Annotated in this window: 16 protein-coding genes; 10 read left to right on the top strand and 6 right to left on the bottom strand. The window is 66.9% G+C overall.

The features are described from left to right. Positions 1–1,167, top strand: a complete 1,167-nt coding sequence (locus ACV7JP_RS07520) for a phosphoserine transaminase (protein ID WP_457798608.1) — start codon at positions 1–3, stop codon at positions 1,165–1,167. On the opposite strand, the gene ACV7JP_RS07515 is transcribed toward ACV7JP_RS07520, so the two are convergent. Together ACV7JP_RS07515 and ACV7JP_RS07510 are read right to left on the bottom strand one after the other, a co-directional pair. Next, positions 1,164–1,571 (bottom strand): PIN domain-containing protein, encoded by a 408-nt coding sequence (locus ACV7JP_RS07515; protein ID WP_457798607.1) that lies wholly within the window; start codon positions 1,569–1,571, stop codon positions 1,164–1,166. The genes ACV7JP_RS07520 and ACV7JP_RS07515 overlap by 4 nt on opposite strands. Positions 1,572–1,579: 8 nt before the next feature. After that, positions 1,580–1,834 (bottom strand): antitoxin, encoded by a 255-nt coding sequence (locus ACV7JP_RS07510; RefSeq protein WP_457798606.1) that lies wholly within the window; start codon positions 1,832–1,834, stop codon positions 1,580–1,582. A gap of 81 nt (positions 1,835–1,915) precedes the next feature. On the opposite strand from ACV7JP_RS07510, the gene serA reads away from it, so the two are divergent. Both serA and ACV7JP_RS07500 read left to right on the top strand, forming a co-directional pair. Next, positions 1,916–3,502: a phosphoglycerate dehydrogenase gene (gene serA, locus ACV7JP_RS07505; RefSeq protein ID WP_457798605.1), complete on the top strand. Its 1,587-nt coding sequence runs from the start codon at positions 1,916–1,918 to the stop codon at positions 3,500–3,502. A gap of 191 nt (positions 3,503–3,693) precedes the next feature. Continuing rightward, complete coding sequence (locus ACV7JP_RS07500; protein WP_457798604.1) at positions 3,694–4,299, top strand: L,D-transpeptidase; 606 nt, start codon at positions 3,694–3,696, stop codon at positions 4,297–4,299. A gap of 176 nt (positions 4,300–4,475) precedes the next feature. On the opposite strand, the gene ACV7JP_RS07495 is transcribed toward ACV7JP_RS07500, so the two are convergent. Next, positions 4,476–4,850: a gamma-butyrobetaine hydroxylase-like domain-containing protein gene (locus ACV7JP_RS07495; RefSeq protein ID WP_457798603.1), complete on the bottom strand. Its 375-nt coding sequence runs from the start codon at positions 4,848–4,850 to the stop codon at positions 4,476–4,478. 178 nt (positions 4,851–5,028) lie between these two features. Here ACV7JP_RS07495 and moaA point away from each other — a divergent pair, with 178 nt between their 5' ends. The 3 genes from moaA (at position 5,029) to ACV7JP_RS07480 (ending at position 7,486) form a co-directional block, all read left to right on the top strand. Then, on the top strand, positions 5,029–6,066 hold the full coding sequence (moaA, locus tag ACV7JP_RS07490; RefSeq protein ID WP_457798602.1) for a GTP 3',8-cyclase MoaA: 1,038 nt from the start codon (positions 5,029–5,031) through the stop codon (positions 6,064–6,066). A gap of 4 nt (positions 6,067–6,070) precedes the next feature. Then, on the top strand, positions 6,071–6,949 hold the full coding sequence (locus tag ACV7JP_RS07485; RefSeq protein ID WP_457798601.1) for an NAD(P)-dependent oxidoreductase: 879 nt from the start codon (positions 6,071–6,073) through the stop codon (positions 6,947–6,949). 222 nt (positions 6,950–7,171) lie between these two features. Continuing rightward, positions 7,172–7,486, top strand: coding sequence for a hypothetical protein (locus tag ACV7JP_RS07480; RefSeq protein ID WP_457798600.1), 315 nt, complete (start codon positions 7,172–7,174; stop codon positions 7,484–7,486). A gap of 147 nt (positions 7,487–7,633) precedes the next feature. On the opposite strand, the gene ACV7JP_RS07475 is transcribed toward ACV7JP_RS07480, so the two are convergent. Beyond that, entirely contained in the window at positions 7,634–8,008 is a 375-nt protein-coding gene (locus tag ACV7JP_RS07475) for a VOC family protein (RefSeq protein WP_457798599.1), read from the bottom strand. A gap of 162 nt (positions 8,009–8,170) precedes the next feature. Between ACV7JP_RS07475 and ACV7JP_RS07470 the strand changes: the two genes are divergently transcribed. The 4 genes from ACV7JP_RS07470 to ACV7JP_RS07455 all read left to right on the top strand — a co-directional run bounded on the left by ACV7JP_RS07470 (position 8,171) and on the right by ACV7JP_RS07455 (position 12,178). Further along, on the top strand, positions 8,171–9,856 hold the full coding sequence (locus ACV7JP_RS07470) for a lysine--tRNA ligase (RefSeq protein ID WP_457798598.1): 1,686 nt from the start codon (positions 8,171–8,173) through the stop codon (positions 9,854–9,856). Next, positions 9,856–10,404 (top strand): RBBP9/YdeN family alpha/beta hydrolase, encoded by a 549-nt coding sequence (locus ACV7JP_RS07465; protein ID WP_457798597.1) that lies wholly within the window; start codon positions 9,856–9,858, stop codon positions 10,402–10,404. Before ACV7JP_RS07470 ends, ACV7JP_RS07465 begins: the two co-directional genes overlap by 1 nt. Before the next feature lie 63 nt (positions 10,405–10,467). Continuing rightward, the gene (locus ACV7JP_RS07460) at positions 10,468–11,091 is read left to right on the top strand and encodes a UdgX family uracil-DNA binding protein (RefSeq protein ID WP_457798596.1); all 624 of its coding nucleotides are present in this window, start codon (positions 10,468–10,470) and stop codon (positions 11,089–11,091) included. Positions 11,092–11,164: 73 nt separating this feature from the next. After that, positions 11,165–12,178, top strand: coding sequence for an alpha/beta hydrolase domain-containing protein (locus ACV7JP_RS07455; RefSeq protein ID WP_457798595.1), 1,014 nt, complete (start codon positions 11,165–11,167; stop codon positions 12,176–12,178). A 165-nt stretch (positions 12,179–12,343) separates the two neighbouring features. On the opposite strand, the gene ACV7JP_RS07450 is transcribed toward ACV7JP_RS07455, so the two are convergent. Beyond that, positions 12,344–13,606: an alpha/beta hydrolase gene (locus ACV7JP_RS07450; RefSeq protein ID WP_457798594.1), complete on the bottom strand. Its 1,263-nt coding sequence runs from the start codon at positions 13,604–13,606 to the stop codon at positions 12,344–12,346. A 248-nt stretch (positions 13,607–13,854) separates the two neighbouring features. Continuing rightward, the gene (fumC, locus tag ACV7JP_RS07445; protein ID WP_457798593.1) at positions 13,855–15,252 is read right to left on the bottom strand and encodes a class II fumarate hydratase; all 1,398 of its coding nucleotides are present in this window, start codon (positions 15,250–15,252) and stop codon (positions 13,855–13,857) included. Between the last annotated feature and the right edge of the window lie 10 nt (positions 15,253–15,262).

Genomic DNA, 15,262 nt, shown 5'->3' with positions numbered 1-15,262 from the left:
ATGACTACGACCAAGCCCGGCGCCAAGCCGGCCAATCCCCGTTTTTCCTCCGGCCCCTGCGCCAAGCGTCCCGGCTGGTCGTTCGAAAATCTGAAAGGCGCGGCGCTCGGTCGTTCGCATCGCTCGCCCGCCGGCAAAGCGAAGCTCCGGCAGGCGATCGGCCTCACCCGCGAGGTGCTGCAGGTTCCCGCCGACTATCGCATCGGCGTCGTGCCCGCCTCCGACACCGGGGCGGTGGAGATGGCGCTGTGGTCGCTGCTCGGCCCGCGCGGCGTGGATGTCGCCGCCTGGGAGAGCTTCTCGGCCGACTGGGTGACCGACGTGCTGGAGCAGCTCAAGCTGCCGAACGCCCGCAAATTCACGGCCGCCTTCGGCGAGATGCCGGATCTCTCGCAGATCGATTTCGACAACGACTTCGTCTTCGCCTGGAACGGCACCACGGCGGGCGTGCGCGTGCCCAACGCCGATTTCATCCCGGCGGACCGCAAGGGCCTGACGATCTGCGACGCGACCTCGGCCGCCTTCGCGCAGAATCTTGACTTCGCCAAGCTGGATGTAACCACCTATAGCTGGCAGAAGGTGATGGGCGGCGAGGCGGCGCATGGCATGCTGATCCTTTCGCCGCGCGCGGTCGAGCGTCTGGAAAGCCACACGCCGCCCTGGCCCATGCCGAAGATTTTCCGGCTCACCAATAAGGGCAGGCTGATCGAGGGCATATTCGAGGGCGACACGATCAACACGCCCTCGCTGCTCGCGACCGAGGATTATCTCGACACGCTCGCCTGGGCGAAGTCGATCGGCGGGCTGCCGGCGCTGCGCGCGCGCTGCGACGCCTCGGCCGAAGTCGTCGCCGACTGGGTCGCGAGGACGCCCTGGATCGACCATCTCGCCAAGAACCCCGCGACGCGCTCCAACACCGGCGTCTGCCTCGTCTTCTCGGACATGAGCGCGGCCCGGACCGAGGCGGAGAAGGCGGCGCTCGCCAGGACGATGGTCGCCATGATCGAGGCGGAAGGCGCCGGTTACGATTTCGGCGCCTATCGCGACGCGCCCCCCGGCTTCCGCATCTGGTGCGGCGCGACGGTGGAGGCGTCCGACGTCGCGATCCTGACGCAATGGCTCGACTGGGCCTATGCGGAGGCGACAGCGACGGCCGAGGCGGTCTAATCCGCCCAGTCCGTCGCCATTAGACCCGGCACGCGGTCGAATTCGCGGCGATTGTTGGTGACAAGCACAGCGCGCCGCCGCCGCGCCTGCGCGGCGATAAGAACATCGAAGGGGCCTATCGGGGCGCCGCGCGCTTCCAAATGGGCGCGGATGTCGCCGGCCTCACGCGCGTCCTCCGCGTCGAAGGCTGGCTGTTCGAACCCGGCGGAGAGAAATTCAACGAGAAGCGCTCGGGCCTTTTCGGGCTGCCGACTTTTTGCGATCCCGTAAGAGAGCTCGAACAAAACGATGGACGGAACAATCAGCTTCGTCCCGGCCCGTAGCTCATCCGCCAGCCGCTCGGCATAGCCTGCACGCCGACCGTTGAGCGCGAAAATGACTGCGTTCGTATCCAGGCAAAACATGGAAAGCGTCAGTCGAATGAAATAGACTCGTCGGGCCGAAGCGGCGGATCGTCGGGGATGCCTTCGGGGAAAAAGTCCTTCGCGCCGAGAGCATCCAACCGCCGTCGCCAGGCGTCGACATCGAAGGGCTCGGATTCCAGCGGCTCGAGAACGACCTTGTCGCCCACCTTGCTGACGCGCACCTCCGTCCCCGGCAGCCGGAACTCCTTGGGTAAACGAACGGCCTGGCTGCGGCCGTGCTGGAACAGTTTCGCCGTCGCCATCGTCACCTCCGCCTTTGAGAGTATCTACCAACAATAGATACCTGCTCATCTTCCGACCGACAAGCCCCATCGGAGCCCGCCATGCCGCCCCGCGTCCTCATCTCCGACTCCCTCTCCCCCGCCGCAATCGACATTTTCCGCGGGCACGGGATCGAGGCGGATTTCGAGCCCGCGCTTGGCAAGGACAAAGCAAGGCTCGCGGCGGCGATCGGCGCCTATGACGGTCTCGCCATCCGCTCCGCGACCAAGGTGACGGCCGACATTCTGGCGCGCGCCGGAAGGCTGAAGGTTGTCGGACGCGCCGGCGTCGGGGTCGACAATGTCGACGTCCCGGCCGCCACGGCCAGGGGCGTAATCGTGATGAACGCGCCTTTCGGCAATTCGATCACCACGGCCGAACACGCCATCGCCATGATGCTCGCGCTCGCCCGCGAGATCCCCGCCGCCGACGCCTCGACCCAGGCCGGCAAATGGGAGAAGAACCGCTTCATGGGCGTCGAGATCGCCGGCAAGACGCTGGGCGTCATCGGCTGCGGCAATATCGGCGCGATCGTCGCCGACCGGGCGCAGGGACTCAAAATGCGGGTCGTCGCCTACGACCCCTTCCTCACCGAGGAGCGCGCCGAGGCGATCGGCGTCGAGAAGGTCGAACTGGACGACCTTCTCGGCCGCGCCGATTTCATCACCCTGCACACGCCGCTCACGGCCCAGACGAAAAACATCCTCTCCGCCGAGGCGCTGGCGAAGACCCGCAAGGGCGCGCGCATCGTCAATTGCGCGCGCGGCGGGCTTCTCGACGAGGCGGCCCTCGCCGCCGCGCTGGATTCGGGCCATGTCGCGGGCGCCGCGCTCGACGTCTTCGCGGTCGAGCCCGCGATCGAGAACCCGCTCTTCGGGCGCGCCAATGTCGTCTGCACGCCCCATCTCGGCGCCGCGACCGTCGAGGCGCAGGAAAAGGTCGCCTTGCAGATCGCCGAGCAGATGTCGGACTATCTGGCGCGCGGCGCCGTAGCCAACGCCGTCAACTTCCCGTCCGTCACGGCCGAAGAAGCGCCGCGCCTCAAGCCCTTCGTGACGCTCGGCGAGAAGCTTGGCCTCTTCGCCGGGCAGATCGCGCGCTCCGGCGTCGAGACGCTTTCCATCGTTTTCGAAGGCCATATTGCGCAGCAAAAAACGAAAGCCGTGACGGCGACGGCGCTCTCCGGCCTGTTGAAGCCGATCCTCGAGGACGTGAATCCGGTATCCGCGCCCGCCATCGCCAGGGAACGCGGGATCGCGGTGGAGGAAGTGACGCGCGAGGCGCAGAGCGGCTATGAATCGCTTCTCACCCTCGTCGCCAAGACTGCGGAAGGGGAGATCCGCGTCGCCGGCACGGTCTTCCATGACGGCAAGCCGCGAATCATGCGGATCGGCGAGATCGGCGTCGACGCGGAATTCGCGCCGTCGATGATCTATACGCAGAACGAGGACCGGCCCGGCTTTATCGGCCGATTCGCGGGCTTGCTCGGCGCGGCGGAGATCAACATCGCGACCTTCGCGCTGGGGCGCGACGCGCCCGGCGGCTGCGCCGTGGCGCTCGTCGCGGTCGATGGCGAGCCGCCGGAAGACGCGCTCGCGGCGATCCGCGCGCTTCCGGGCGTCAAGCAGGCGACGACGCTGAAGTTCTAGATCGCGCGCGAGAAGGCGACTGTTGCAGGGGCGCCACTACCGGGCGGGAAACGCGGGGCCGGCCGGCGCGCGGCGCGCTTCGCCCTTGCGAAGGGGGCGCGCCTGCGAGACTAATCGTCGCAGACACGCCGCCACGCCGAATTGCTTCTGCGCGGCCGCCGGCTTTCTCCACTATCGAACAAGGGATTCTCATGCGACGGCTTGTCCTTGCATCGCTCTGCATTCTCGCCGGCTTCGGCGCGCGCTTGCCGCAGGGCGTCGCCGCGCCGCAGCCGGAAACCGATCCGCTGACCGAGCTGTTCGGCGGCGCGCCGGCCTCCGCGCCGGCCGGCGGCCAGGGCCGTCCGCAGGCGGTCGCCATTCCCCGCGAGATGGTCTCCTTCGACGGCGGCTATGCACCGGGCACCGTCATCATCAATACGAGCGAGCGCCGTCTCTATTACGTGATCGGCAACGGCCAGGCGATTCGCTACGGCGTCGGCGTCGGCCGCCCGGGCTTCGAATGGGCGGGCGTGCGCTACATCTCCAGCAAGCGCGAATGGCCCGACTGGACGCCGCCGGCGCAGATGCTGAGGCGCCGCCCCGACCTGCCGCGCCATATGGAAGGCGGGCTCAACAACCCGCTCGGCGCCCGCGCCATGTATCTCTCCGGCACGCTCTACCGCATCCACGGCTCCAACGAGCCGGAGACGATCGGCCAGGCCGTGTCCTCGGGCTGCATCCGCATGACCAATGACGACGTCACCGACCTCTACGACCGCGTGAGGGTGGGGACGAAAGTGGTCGTGACGCGGTAAAACGCCGTTCTTGCTTTTGAACGCGTCCTGCGCCGCCGAAGGGTCGTCATTGCGAGCCGAAGGCGAAGCAACCCAGAGCCGCTATGGCTGCCCTGGATTGCTTCGCTACGCTCGCAATGACGGGACTTGGCGGATGTGCTGGGTCGAGTCCGGCGATGACGCGGAAACAGACCGGCTCACGCCTCCCCCGGCCGGTCCCGATCGAGCCCTTTCGCCTTCAGCTCGTCGAGATAGGCCGCGAAGCTCGCCTCGGCGGTTTCGCCGAGCTGGCGCAGATAGCGCCACGTATAGATGCCGGTGCGGTGCATGTCGTCGAAATCGAGCCGGATCGCGTAATTGCCCACCGGCGCGACGGCGATGATGGCGACGTTGCGCTTGCCGCCGACCGTCTTCTGGTCGGCCGGCGAGTGGCCCTGCACCTCGGCGCTGGGGCTCCTCACCCGCAAGAGCTCCGCGCTTATCGTGAAGCTCGCCCCGTCGTCGAAGGCGACGCGGAGATTGCGGCCATTGTCGAGCACGCGGATTTCGGTGGGCCAGGGATCGGCGGTCACGGAAGGCTCCCAAAATAATGTCGCTGACCGACAATAGCGCCTCCCGCCTTGCGACCGGAAGCGCGCGCAATCGAAGTCTTCGATGGATGCATAGAAATTGCTCGGGCTTCACGACCTTTGCCGACGGCAATATATGAAGGGCTCAAGACGGCGGGACAGCCGTCGGGGAAACGCCGGTATGAACGCCCATACGCAAACGCCTGCCGCCGCCGCGCCCGCGCCGCTCGTCGATCCGTTCGGCCGGGCGGTGTCCTATGTGCGAGTCTCGGTGACGGACCGCTGCGATTTCCGCTGCGTCTATTGCATGGCAGAGCATATGGCCTTTCTGCCCCGGAAGGACCTGCTGACGCTGGAGGAGCTCGACCGGCTCTGCACGGCCTTCGTTTCGCGCGGCGCGAAGAAGCTGCGCATCACCGGCGGCGAGCCGCTGGTGCGCCACGACGTGATGAAGCTCTTTCGCGCGCTCTCGCGCCATCTCGTCGCCGGCAGGCTCGAAGAGCTCACGCTCACCACCAACGGCTCGCAGCTCGCGCGCTTCGCTTCGGAGCTCGTGGATTGCGGCGTGGCGCGCGTCAATGTCTCGCTCGACACGCTCGACCCCGACCGCTTCCGGGCGCTCACCCGAACGGGCGACCACGCCCGGGTGCTCGCCGGCGTCGAGGCGGCGCTGAAAGCGGGGTTGAAGGTGAAGCTCAACGCGGTCGCCCTGAAAGGCGTGAATGAAGACGAGTTCGTTCCCCTCGTCCGCTTCGCCCATGCGCGCGGCATGGACATGACCTTCATCGAGGTGATGCCGCTCGGCGAGCTGGACGGGCCGGCGCGCGTCGATCAATACCTCCCCATGACCGCCGTGCGCGAAAAGCTCTCCGAGGCCTTCACGCTCGACGAGATCGACTACCGCACCGGCGGCCCGGCCCGCTATATGCGCGTCGGGGAGACCGGCGGGCGCGTCGGCTTCATCACGCCGATGACCCATAATTTCTGCGAGAGCTGCAACCGCGTGCGCGTCACCTGCACCGGGGCGCTCTATATGTGCCTCGGCCAGGAGGACGCGGCCGATCTGCGCGCGCCCCTGCGCGAAAGCGCCGACGACCAGCTCCTCCATGCCGCGATCGAGGAAGCGATTCGCCGCAAGCCTAAGGGCCACGACTTCATCATCGACCGCGCGACGCTAACCCCGGCGGTTTCGCGCCATATGAGCATGACGGGCGGCTGATTTCATGTCCCAATCCAAGAATGTCGCTTTTATCGGCCTCGGCGTCATGGGCTATCCCATGGCCGGCCATCTCGCCCGCGCCGGCCACCGGGTCGCCGTCTACAACCGCACCGCCGCCAAGGCGGAGAAATTCGCCGCGCAGCACGGCGCGGCTTTCGCGCCGACCCCCCGGCAAGCCGCCGAGGACGCGGACTTCGTCTTCTCCTGCGTCGGCAATGACGACGACCTGCGTTCCGTGACGCTCGGGCCGGACGGCGCCTTCTCCGGCATGAGGCCGGGGGCGATCTTCGCGGATCATACCACCGCCTCGGCCGAGGTCGCGCGGGAGCTCTACGCGGAAGCGAAGAAGCTCGGTCTCGGCGCGATCGACGCGCCGATCTCCGGCGGGCAGGCGGGCGCCGAGAACGGCCAGCTCACCGTGATGTGCGGCGCGGAGCCCGAGATCTACGCCAAAGCCGAGCCGGTCATGGCCGCCTATTCCCGCGCCTGCCGGCTGATGGGGCCGCCGGGCTCGGGACAGCTCACCAAGATGGTCAATCAGATCGCCATTGCCGGCCTGATCCAGAGCCTCTCCGAGGCGCTGCATTTCGCGAAGCGCGCCGGGCTCGACGCCGAGGCCGTGATCGATCTCATCAAGAACGGCGCGGCGCAGAGCTGGCAGATGGAGAACCGCACCCGGACCATGCTCGCCGGCGCGTTCGACCATGGTTTCGCGGTGGAATGGATGCGCAAGGACCTGGCGATCTGCCTGGCGGAAGCCCGCCGCAACGGCGCCAGGCTCCCCGCCGCCGCGCTCATCGACCAGTTTTACGCGGAGGTCGAGGCGATGGGCGGCAAGCGCTGGGACACGTCGAGCCTGATCGCGCGGCTGGAGCGGAATTAGCCGGCCTATCGACAGGGTCTTTCCCGGGGCCGACGGCGCCTCGGCCATAAGGCGAAATTGTGACGGCCGCCGAAGCAGAAAAAAATTTTTGTGGCGCCGATGCAACCATTTCTCGGGCTCGGCGTTTCCCTGCCAACAAGAAGAGGAACGCCCAAGGCGGCGAGCGTGTCCAGTACGCGCCGAGGGGGAAGTCCTGTCGCAACCCTATTGGGAGGGGCCCTTATGGCCGTTACGCGCGAAAGCCCGTTCGCAAGCCGCACGTCACGGATTGTCCTTGGTGTGACCGTCGCCTTTGGTCTGTGCGCCGCCGTTGCCGCAGCCCCCACCGCGCCGGCCGCCAAGAGTCAGTCCGCCGCCGCCGTCCAGGCGGCGGTCAGCCTCAATGACGACGGCCTGCGTCCGCTCGCGCGTGGACCGGCGATCCGGGTGGGACGCGCCTATGGCGCAGAGGACGAAGATTGCACGCTCGTTCTGAAACCAAGCACAGATGAGCGCGGCCGCGTCCGTTACATGCGCAGCGTGACCTGCGCCAACTGACGAGCCAGCGTCCCCCCGGCCGCAAGGTCAATGGCCACACTGCGAAGGCGAAGGTCGCTCGAAAGAGGGCCTCCGCCTTCTGTTTTTTGGCAATCGAGCTTTGCGTAATTTTATTTCGCGCTTCTCGCGCGACACCAAAGTCGAGTTTTAGAGTCCTATGACCACCGCTTCGAGAGGCCATCCGTCAGGGTCGATTACGAAAGCCGCATAATAGTCGGGCGCATATTTTGGGCGCAGCCCGGGTGGTCCGTTATCACTGCCCCCTTGGGCAAGAGCGGCATGGTAAAAGGCGTCGACCGCCGCCCGGTTTGGCGCGGCGAAGGCGACGTGAAATCCGTCCGGAACCAGTGGCGGCGACGGCCGCAGCTTTATAGCCAACTTGTCGTCGCGATTCTCAACGCCATAGCCGACCGCCGTATCGTCAGACCAAACGCGGCGATAGCCCAGCGTAGCCAGCGCGGCGTCGTAAAAGCGCGCAGAACGATCGAGTTGCGTGACTGCAAGCGAAAGATGATGGAGCATCGGCGTAAGGCCTTCTAAGAAAGCGACTGACGCAGGCTAGGCGCCAGGGTTGAGCCTGAAGGCTCCCATGATAAACAATGCGACGCGCCGCCGTTGACGCTCTTTACGCCGCTCCCTACTGTGCCACGCTTCCCCATATCGCTCAACGGCTACGCAAAACCCATGTCCGCTCCGATTGCCCTTTCGCCCGCACTTCTCGACGCCGCGCGCGTTTCGCCCGCCTGGCCTTTCGAGGAGGCGAAGAAGCTCGTCAAACGGGTCGAGGCGAGCGGCCAGACATCCGTGCTGTTCGAAACGGGCTACGGCCCTTCCGGCCTGCCGCATATCGGCACCTTCGGCGAAGTGGCGCGCACCAGCATGGTGCGCCGCGCCTTCGAGGTTCTGACCGAAGGCAGGATCGCGACGCGCCTCATCGCCTTTTCGGACGATATGGACGGGCTGCGCAAAGTCCCGGACAACATCCCGAACAAGGAGCTGGTCGCCGCCAATCTCGGCAAGCCGCTGACGCAAGTGCCGGACCCCTTCGGCACGCACGACTCGTTCGGCGCGCATAATAATGCGCGGCTGCGCGCCTTTCTCGACGCCTTCGGCTTCGACTATGAATTCGCCTCCGCGACGGACTATTACAAAAGCGGCCGCTTCGACGCCGCCTTGAAGCACATGCTCGCCCGCTACGACGCGGTGATGAAGATCATGCTGCCGAGCTTTCGCGAGGAGCGCGCGGCGACCTATTCGCCCTTTCTGCCGATCCACCCCCGGACGGGAATCGTCATGCAGGTCCCGCTCGCCGGCATGGACGCCGAGGCCGGGACGATCGACTGGGAAGACCCCGAGACCGGCGAAAAATTCACGACTCCTGTCACCGGCGGCCATTGCAAGCTGCAATGGAAGCCCGACTGGGCGATGCGCTGGTATGCGCTCGGCGTCGACTATGAAATGGCCGGCAAGGATCTGATCGATTCGGTCAAGCTCTCCGGCCAGATCGTCCGCGCCCTCGGCGGCAGGCCGCCGGAGGGCTTCAATTACGAGCTCTTTCTCGACGAGAAGGGCCAGAAGATCTCGAAGTCCAAGGGCAACGGCCTGACGATCGAGGAATGGCTGACCTACGCCAGCCCCGAGTCGCTCGCCCAGTTCATGTATCAGAAGCCGACCGCCGCGAAGCGGCTGCATTTCGACGTCATTCCGCGCAATGTCGACGACTATCTGAACTTTCTCGACGCCTATCAGCGGCAGGACTGGAAGAACCGCCTCGGCAATCCCGTCTGGCACATCCATTCGGGAAATCCGCCGCCGCCCGAGACGCTCGAACATGGCGGCGAGGCCAAGGGGACGAGCGTCTCCTTCTCGATGCTGCTCAATCTCGCCGCCGTCGCCAACGCCGAGGATCCGGCCGTGCTCTGGGGCTTCCTTAAGCGCTACGCGCCCGCGGCGAGCCCCGAGAACCATCCGCGTCTCGATAAGCTCGTGGGCTACGCCGTCGCTTACTTTCGCGACTTCGTGAAGCCGGCGAAGCAATATCGCGCGCCCGACGAGGTCGAGCGCGAGGCGCTCGCCAGGATCGACGCGACGCTCGCGGCGCTGGGCGAAGACGCGACGGCCGAAGACATTCAGACGGCGCTCTACGACGTCGCCCGCGCCGTGCCGCGCTATCAGGACGCCAACGCCAAGGGCGCGACGCCGGACCGGCCGGGCGTCTCCAACGACTTCTTCAACATGCTCTATGAGGTGCTGCTCGGCGAGAAGAAGGGCCCGCGCTTCGGCTCCTTCGTGGCGCTTTACGGCGTCGCCAATTCCCGCAAGCTCATCCGGGACGCGCTTGCCGGCGCCTTTCTGAAGCCCGCCGCCTGATGCGCGCCGCCGAAGCCGAGATCCTCATCATTCCGGGCTATCTCAATTCCGGCCCGGAGCATTGGCAGAGCCGCTGGGAGCGGAAGCTCTCGACAGCGCGGCGCGTGATGCAGCGGGACTGGCTGAAGCCGACCCGCGCCGAATGGGCCGAGAAGATCGCCCAGGAGATCCTTGCGGCGACGAAGCCGCCCGTGCTCGTCACCCACTCGCTCGGCGGCGTCGCCGCTCTCCATGCTGCGCAGCAACTGCGCAATAAAATCGCCGGAGCCTTCATCGTCGCGCCGCCTTCGGAGCAGGTTATTCGGGAGCTGCCGGGCGTCGATCAGAACTTCCTTCCCATTCCGCGCGCGCGTCTTCCCTTCCCCGCCGTGGTGGTCGGCAGCAATAGCGACCCTTATTCCGATCCGCCATTCGCCCGCCATCTCGCCGAGGACATTGGCGCGCAATTCATCGACGCCGGCGACGCCGGCCATATCAATGTCGACAGCGGCCACGGCCCCTGGCCCGAGGGCTCGCTCGCCTTCGCGCATTTCGTCGCGAAGCTGTAAGCTCTCCGCCCGGCGCGGCGCGCGGCGCCGCGAACCTCTCGCCCCTGGCGGCGTTACGTCCGCATGTCCGAGATCATGACCCTCGCGGCGCTGGCCGGCGAGGAGGAAGCGTGCACGCGCTGCCCCCTCTATCGCAACGCCACCCAGGCCGTGCCCGGCGAAGGGCCGCGCGAGGCGCGGGTGATGCTGGTCGGCGAGCAGCCGGGCGACGTCGAGGACCTCTCGGGCCGCCCCTTCGTCGGCCCCGCCGGACGCCTGCTCGACAAGGCGCTGGCCAAGGTCGGCCTGCCCCGCGACGAATGCTTCGTCACCAACGCCGTCAAGCATTTCAAATTCGAGCCGCGCGGCAAGCGCCGCCTGCATAAGAGGCCGGACGCCGGCGAGGTCGACGCCTGCCGCTGGTGGCTCGAGCGGGAGCGCGCTTTGGTCGGCCCCGGCCTGATCGTGGCCATGGGCGCGACCGCGATAAGGGGCGTGCTCGGGCGCTCCGAGCCGGTCTCGCGGCTGCGGGGCCGCCTCGCCGACATCGACCAGGGAGCGAAATTCCTCGCCACCATCCACCCCTCTTTTCTGCTGCGTCTCCAGGAAGAAGAGGATAAGCGAAGAGAATGGACGCGCTTCCTGAGCGATCTGGAGGTCGCCGCAGCATGGGCGCGCGCGAGCGACGGAATCCATTCGCATGGGTAGAGCGCTGTTTTTGCTTGCTGTCTTTTTCTGCCTCCCGGCGCGGGCCGAGCTTCTGAAATTGGAGGAGGCCGGCGTGGACCTTCGCGCCTCGCTGAAAATCGACGGCAAGGCATATGCGCCGCCCCTCAAATTGCTGCGCGGCGCCGCGCCCGCGCCGGGCGGCGCGCTCTTCGTCGATCTCGCGCAGCAAAGCGATCTCGCGCCTCTCGCGCAGGCGCGCGGCATGAGCGTCGCCGCGCTCGATCTGAACGCCCTTCCCGCGCCCGTCCGCGCCCAGGCCTTGCGCGATCTCCTGCCCCGGCTGCGCGAGATGACCGGCGCCAGGCGCGTTCTCGCGCATGGGAGCGGCGAGATCGGCGCCGCGCTCGTCGAGGCCGGCGCTCTTTTCGACGGCCTATTGCTGCAGGACGCAGCCGCCGGCGCCGCACAGGCTCCGCGCCGCATCGAGGTCTGGGGCGGCGACGCCTATTGGCGCGCGGCGCCGCGCCCGGCGGCTTCCGGGCCGGAGCCCGAGAATCGCCGAAGCTTCTTCATCGCGGGAACCGTTGCGGGCGCGGCCGTCAATTGCGCGGCGCCCGTCAATGCGCGGTCACAAGGTCCGGCGCTGCGCGCCCTGCTTGTCGTGCTGGACGATTGGACGAGAGGCGTGAAACCGCCCGCCTCTCGCGCGCCCACGGCCGCCGATCTCGTAAAGGCGAGCGCGCTGATCTGGCCGAAAATCCCCGGCCTGCCGCCGCCGCCGGCGGGCGAGCGGCTTACGCCAAAAATCGACGCCGACGGTAACGAAACCTCCGGCTTGCGCCTGCCCGACCAAGCGCTGCCCGTCGCGACCGTCACGGGTTTCGCCGCGCAAAAGGACAGAAACGGCCCACCCTGCATGGCGGGCGCGGCGATCCCTTTTCCCTCGACCAAGGCCGAGCGCAAAAAGACCGGCGACCCCCGCCTTTCCCTGGTCGAGCGCTACGGATCGCGCGCCTATTTCGTCGCGACCATGCGCGTCGTCGCCGACAAGCTCGTCAAGGAGCGGCTGCTGTTGAAGGAAGACGCCGACGCTTACGTGGCGGCGGCGAAGAACGCGCCGTTCTAGCGGGCGACGAGGAAGGCGAGGGACGGGGAGGTCCCGTTAATTCTTCGCGCGTCTCACTTCGACGAAGTCGGGCATATCCCGGCTTAGAAAAAACGCGACGAAGCAAAATCGAGGAGCCTTGCCGCGGCTCTGGATTGCTTCGCTCCGCTCGCAATGACGCGCGGTTCAAGGCGCGGGTTCGCGGAGGACGCTCGCGCCGTGCTCGAACGTATGGCCGGCGTGATGCCCGACATTCTCGAAATGATCGCTTAAATTTTCGCGCGTGCGCGGATCGACGATGGCGAAAGGCGCCGCGACCGCGGCCCCGGCCGCGGCCCCAACGGTGGAGGCGGCGCCGGAGGCGACCATGCCGATCTTCTCGCCCACGCCGGCCTGGCCGTCATTGAGCGACTGACCCGTCGCGAGCCGCGCGCCGATGGAGCGCACCACGGCCGGCGCCTCGGCGAATTTAGTGTGGCCGAGCGCGTCGCCGCCGCCCGAGGAGACATCCGTGAGATCGACGACCTGGATGCGGTCGCGGTCGAACACGTCGAGATAGGGCTCGGCTTGGGGATTGACGGCGCCGAGCCTCGGCTTGTCGCCCCAGACGCGCTTCGAGACGGCGAGCGCCTCGTCATCGCGCGACACGAAAATGGTGAAGAGCGACGGCCGCACGCCCATCGCCGCGATCTGCCGCTTGAACACGTCGAAATCGACGTCGGGCGCGGCGAGCATGACGTTCTTGATCTTGGTCGGCAGGCCGCGATCGCGGATCGCCATCTGGCGCAGCGCCTCGAGCGTCACCCAATTGCCCATGGAATGCGCGAGGATGGAAATCTCGCCGACATTGGGATTGCGGGCGAGCGCCGCCAGGAGGCTCTCCAGCGCATCGCGCGAATAGCTGGCGCTTTCATGATCGTAGCCATAGGCCAGGAGCTTGCCGCGCGACGGCCAGGTGAAGAGCACGGGCGTCACATCCGCCGTGGAGTCATGGGAAATCTGCGCGAAGCGGTAGACGGCCTCCGCGAAGCGCGTATTGAAGCCGTGGACGAAGACCAGCGCCTGCCGTTTCGGCGTCCTCGCAATGCGCCGGTTGAATTCGGCGAGCGCCGCGTCGCGGCTCAGAACATGCGCCTCGACCGTCGTGAATTCCCGCATCGGATCGGGCGTCGCGCTCTCCGGCCACTGCACCTCGCCGACCTTGCGATAGGCGTCCGGCGGAATCGAAACGGCGATGTCCGCGAAGGAAAGCGTGGTCCCGCGTTCGCCGGAGAACATTTCGCCGGGCTGCGATTCGTCCGGCGCGCGCGTGGTCGCGACCATCAGTTTCACAATGCCGGCGCCCGGCGCTTCATAGTGAGTCGGAATGAGAACGCCATGCGGCCGTCCCGCGCAGGCGGCCGCGCCCAGGACGAGAAGCACGGCGAGGCAAGCGCGAATCATCCGCATGAAAGAAGGCGTCCGACGGGCCGAAGGGAGAGAATGCGAGCCAATGCTTCGCGAACTCCTTATCAGATTTGTGGCGGCAATAGGGCTTGTGCGCCGGCGCACGCCAGATTCCCGCAAGCGGGCTTAATGATCGGAGCGTCCGCCGCAAAAGCGGACGCCGGAGGCGGGGCTGGAATAGGGCGAGCTTCCGGCCGAGGCGGGAGGAGAAGTCGTTCCCCAGCGCTTATCCTCCCGCCTTTCTCTCTCCGTCAGTCGTTCGGCGCGAGCATCTTCTCGGGGCGCACGATCTCGTCGAACTCGGCTTCCGTCACCTTGCCGGAAGCGAGCGCCTCCTCCTTCAGGCTCGTGCCGTTCCTATGCGCGGCGCGCGCGATCTTGGAGGCGGCGTCATAGCCGATCTTCGGCGCGAGCGCGGTGACGAGCATCAGCGAGCGTTCAAGGAAGCGCCGGATATTGGCCTCATCCGCCTCGACGCCGTCGACGCAGCGCGTGACGAAGCTATTAACGCCGTCGGCGAGCAGAATGGTCGATTCGAGCAGCGCGAAGCCGACGACGGGCTTCAGCACATTGAGCTCGAGATGGCCCTGCGAGGCGGCGAAGGTGATCGTCGCGTTGTTGCCGAAGACGCGCGTGCAGACCATGGTCAGCGACTCGACCTGGGTCGGGTTCACCTTGCCAGGCATGATGGACGAGCCCGGCTCATTCTCGGGGAGTTTCAGCTCCGCCAAGCCGGCTCGCGGGCCGGAGCCCAGCAGGCGAATGTCGCAGGCGATCTTATAGAGGCCGGCGGCCAGCGAATTCAGCGAGCCATGCGCGAAAACAGCGGCGTCATGCGCCGCGAGCGCCTCGAACTTATTGGGCGCCGAGACGAAGGGAAGGCCCGTCTGCTGCGCGACATGCGCGGCGACTTCCTCGCCGAATCCCTTGAACGTGTTGACGCCCGTGCCGACGGCCGTGCCGCCCTGCGCCAGCGCGAGAAGATCCGGCAGCGCCGCGCGGATGCGCGCCGCGCCATATTTCGCCTGCGCGGCGTAACCCGAAAATTCCTGGCCGAGCGTCACCGGCGTCGCATCCTGCAAATGGGTGCGGCCGATCTTGACGATATGCGCGAACTCCGAGGCCTTGCGCTCGAAGGCCGCCTGCAGCCGCTCGACGGCGGGCAGCAGCTTGCCGGAAATGGCGAGCGCGCCGGCGATATGGATGGCGGTCGGGAAGCTGTCGTTCGAGGACTGGCCGAGATTGACGTGATCGTTGGGATGCACCGGCGCCTTGGAGCCGCGCGGCGCGCCGAGCATCTCATTGGCGCGGTTGGCGATCACTTCGTTGACGTTCATATTGGTCTGCGTGCCGGAGCCCGTCTGCCAGACGACGAGCGGGAAATGTTCGTCGAGCTTGCCGTCGATCACCTCCTGCGCGGCGACGGAAATGGCGTCGGCGATCTCCTTCTTGAGAAGCCCCTTCTTCTCATTCGCCTTGGCGGCGGCGAGCTTCACGCGCGCGAGCGCATGGACGATCTCGATCGGCATGCGGTCGCCGCCGATGGGGAAATTCTCGCGCGAACGCTGCGTCTGCGCGCCCCAATAGGCCCAGGACGGCACGGCGATGTCGCCAAAGGAATCGCGTTCAATGCGGCTGTCTTCTGTCATCGGTCTCGCT

This window comes from Methylocystis sp. S23, from assembly GCF_054106005.1.
Note: the sequence above shows the minus strand (reverse complement) of the source record. Positions and strands in the feature narration are given on the sequence as shown.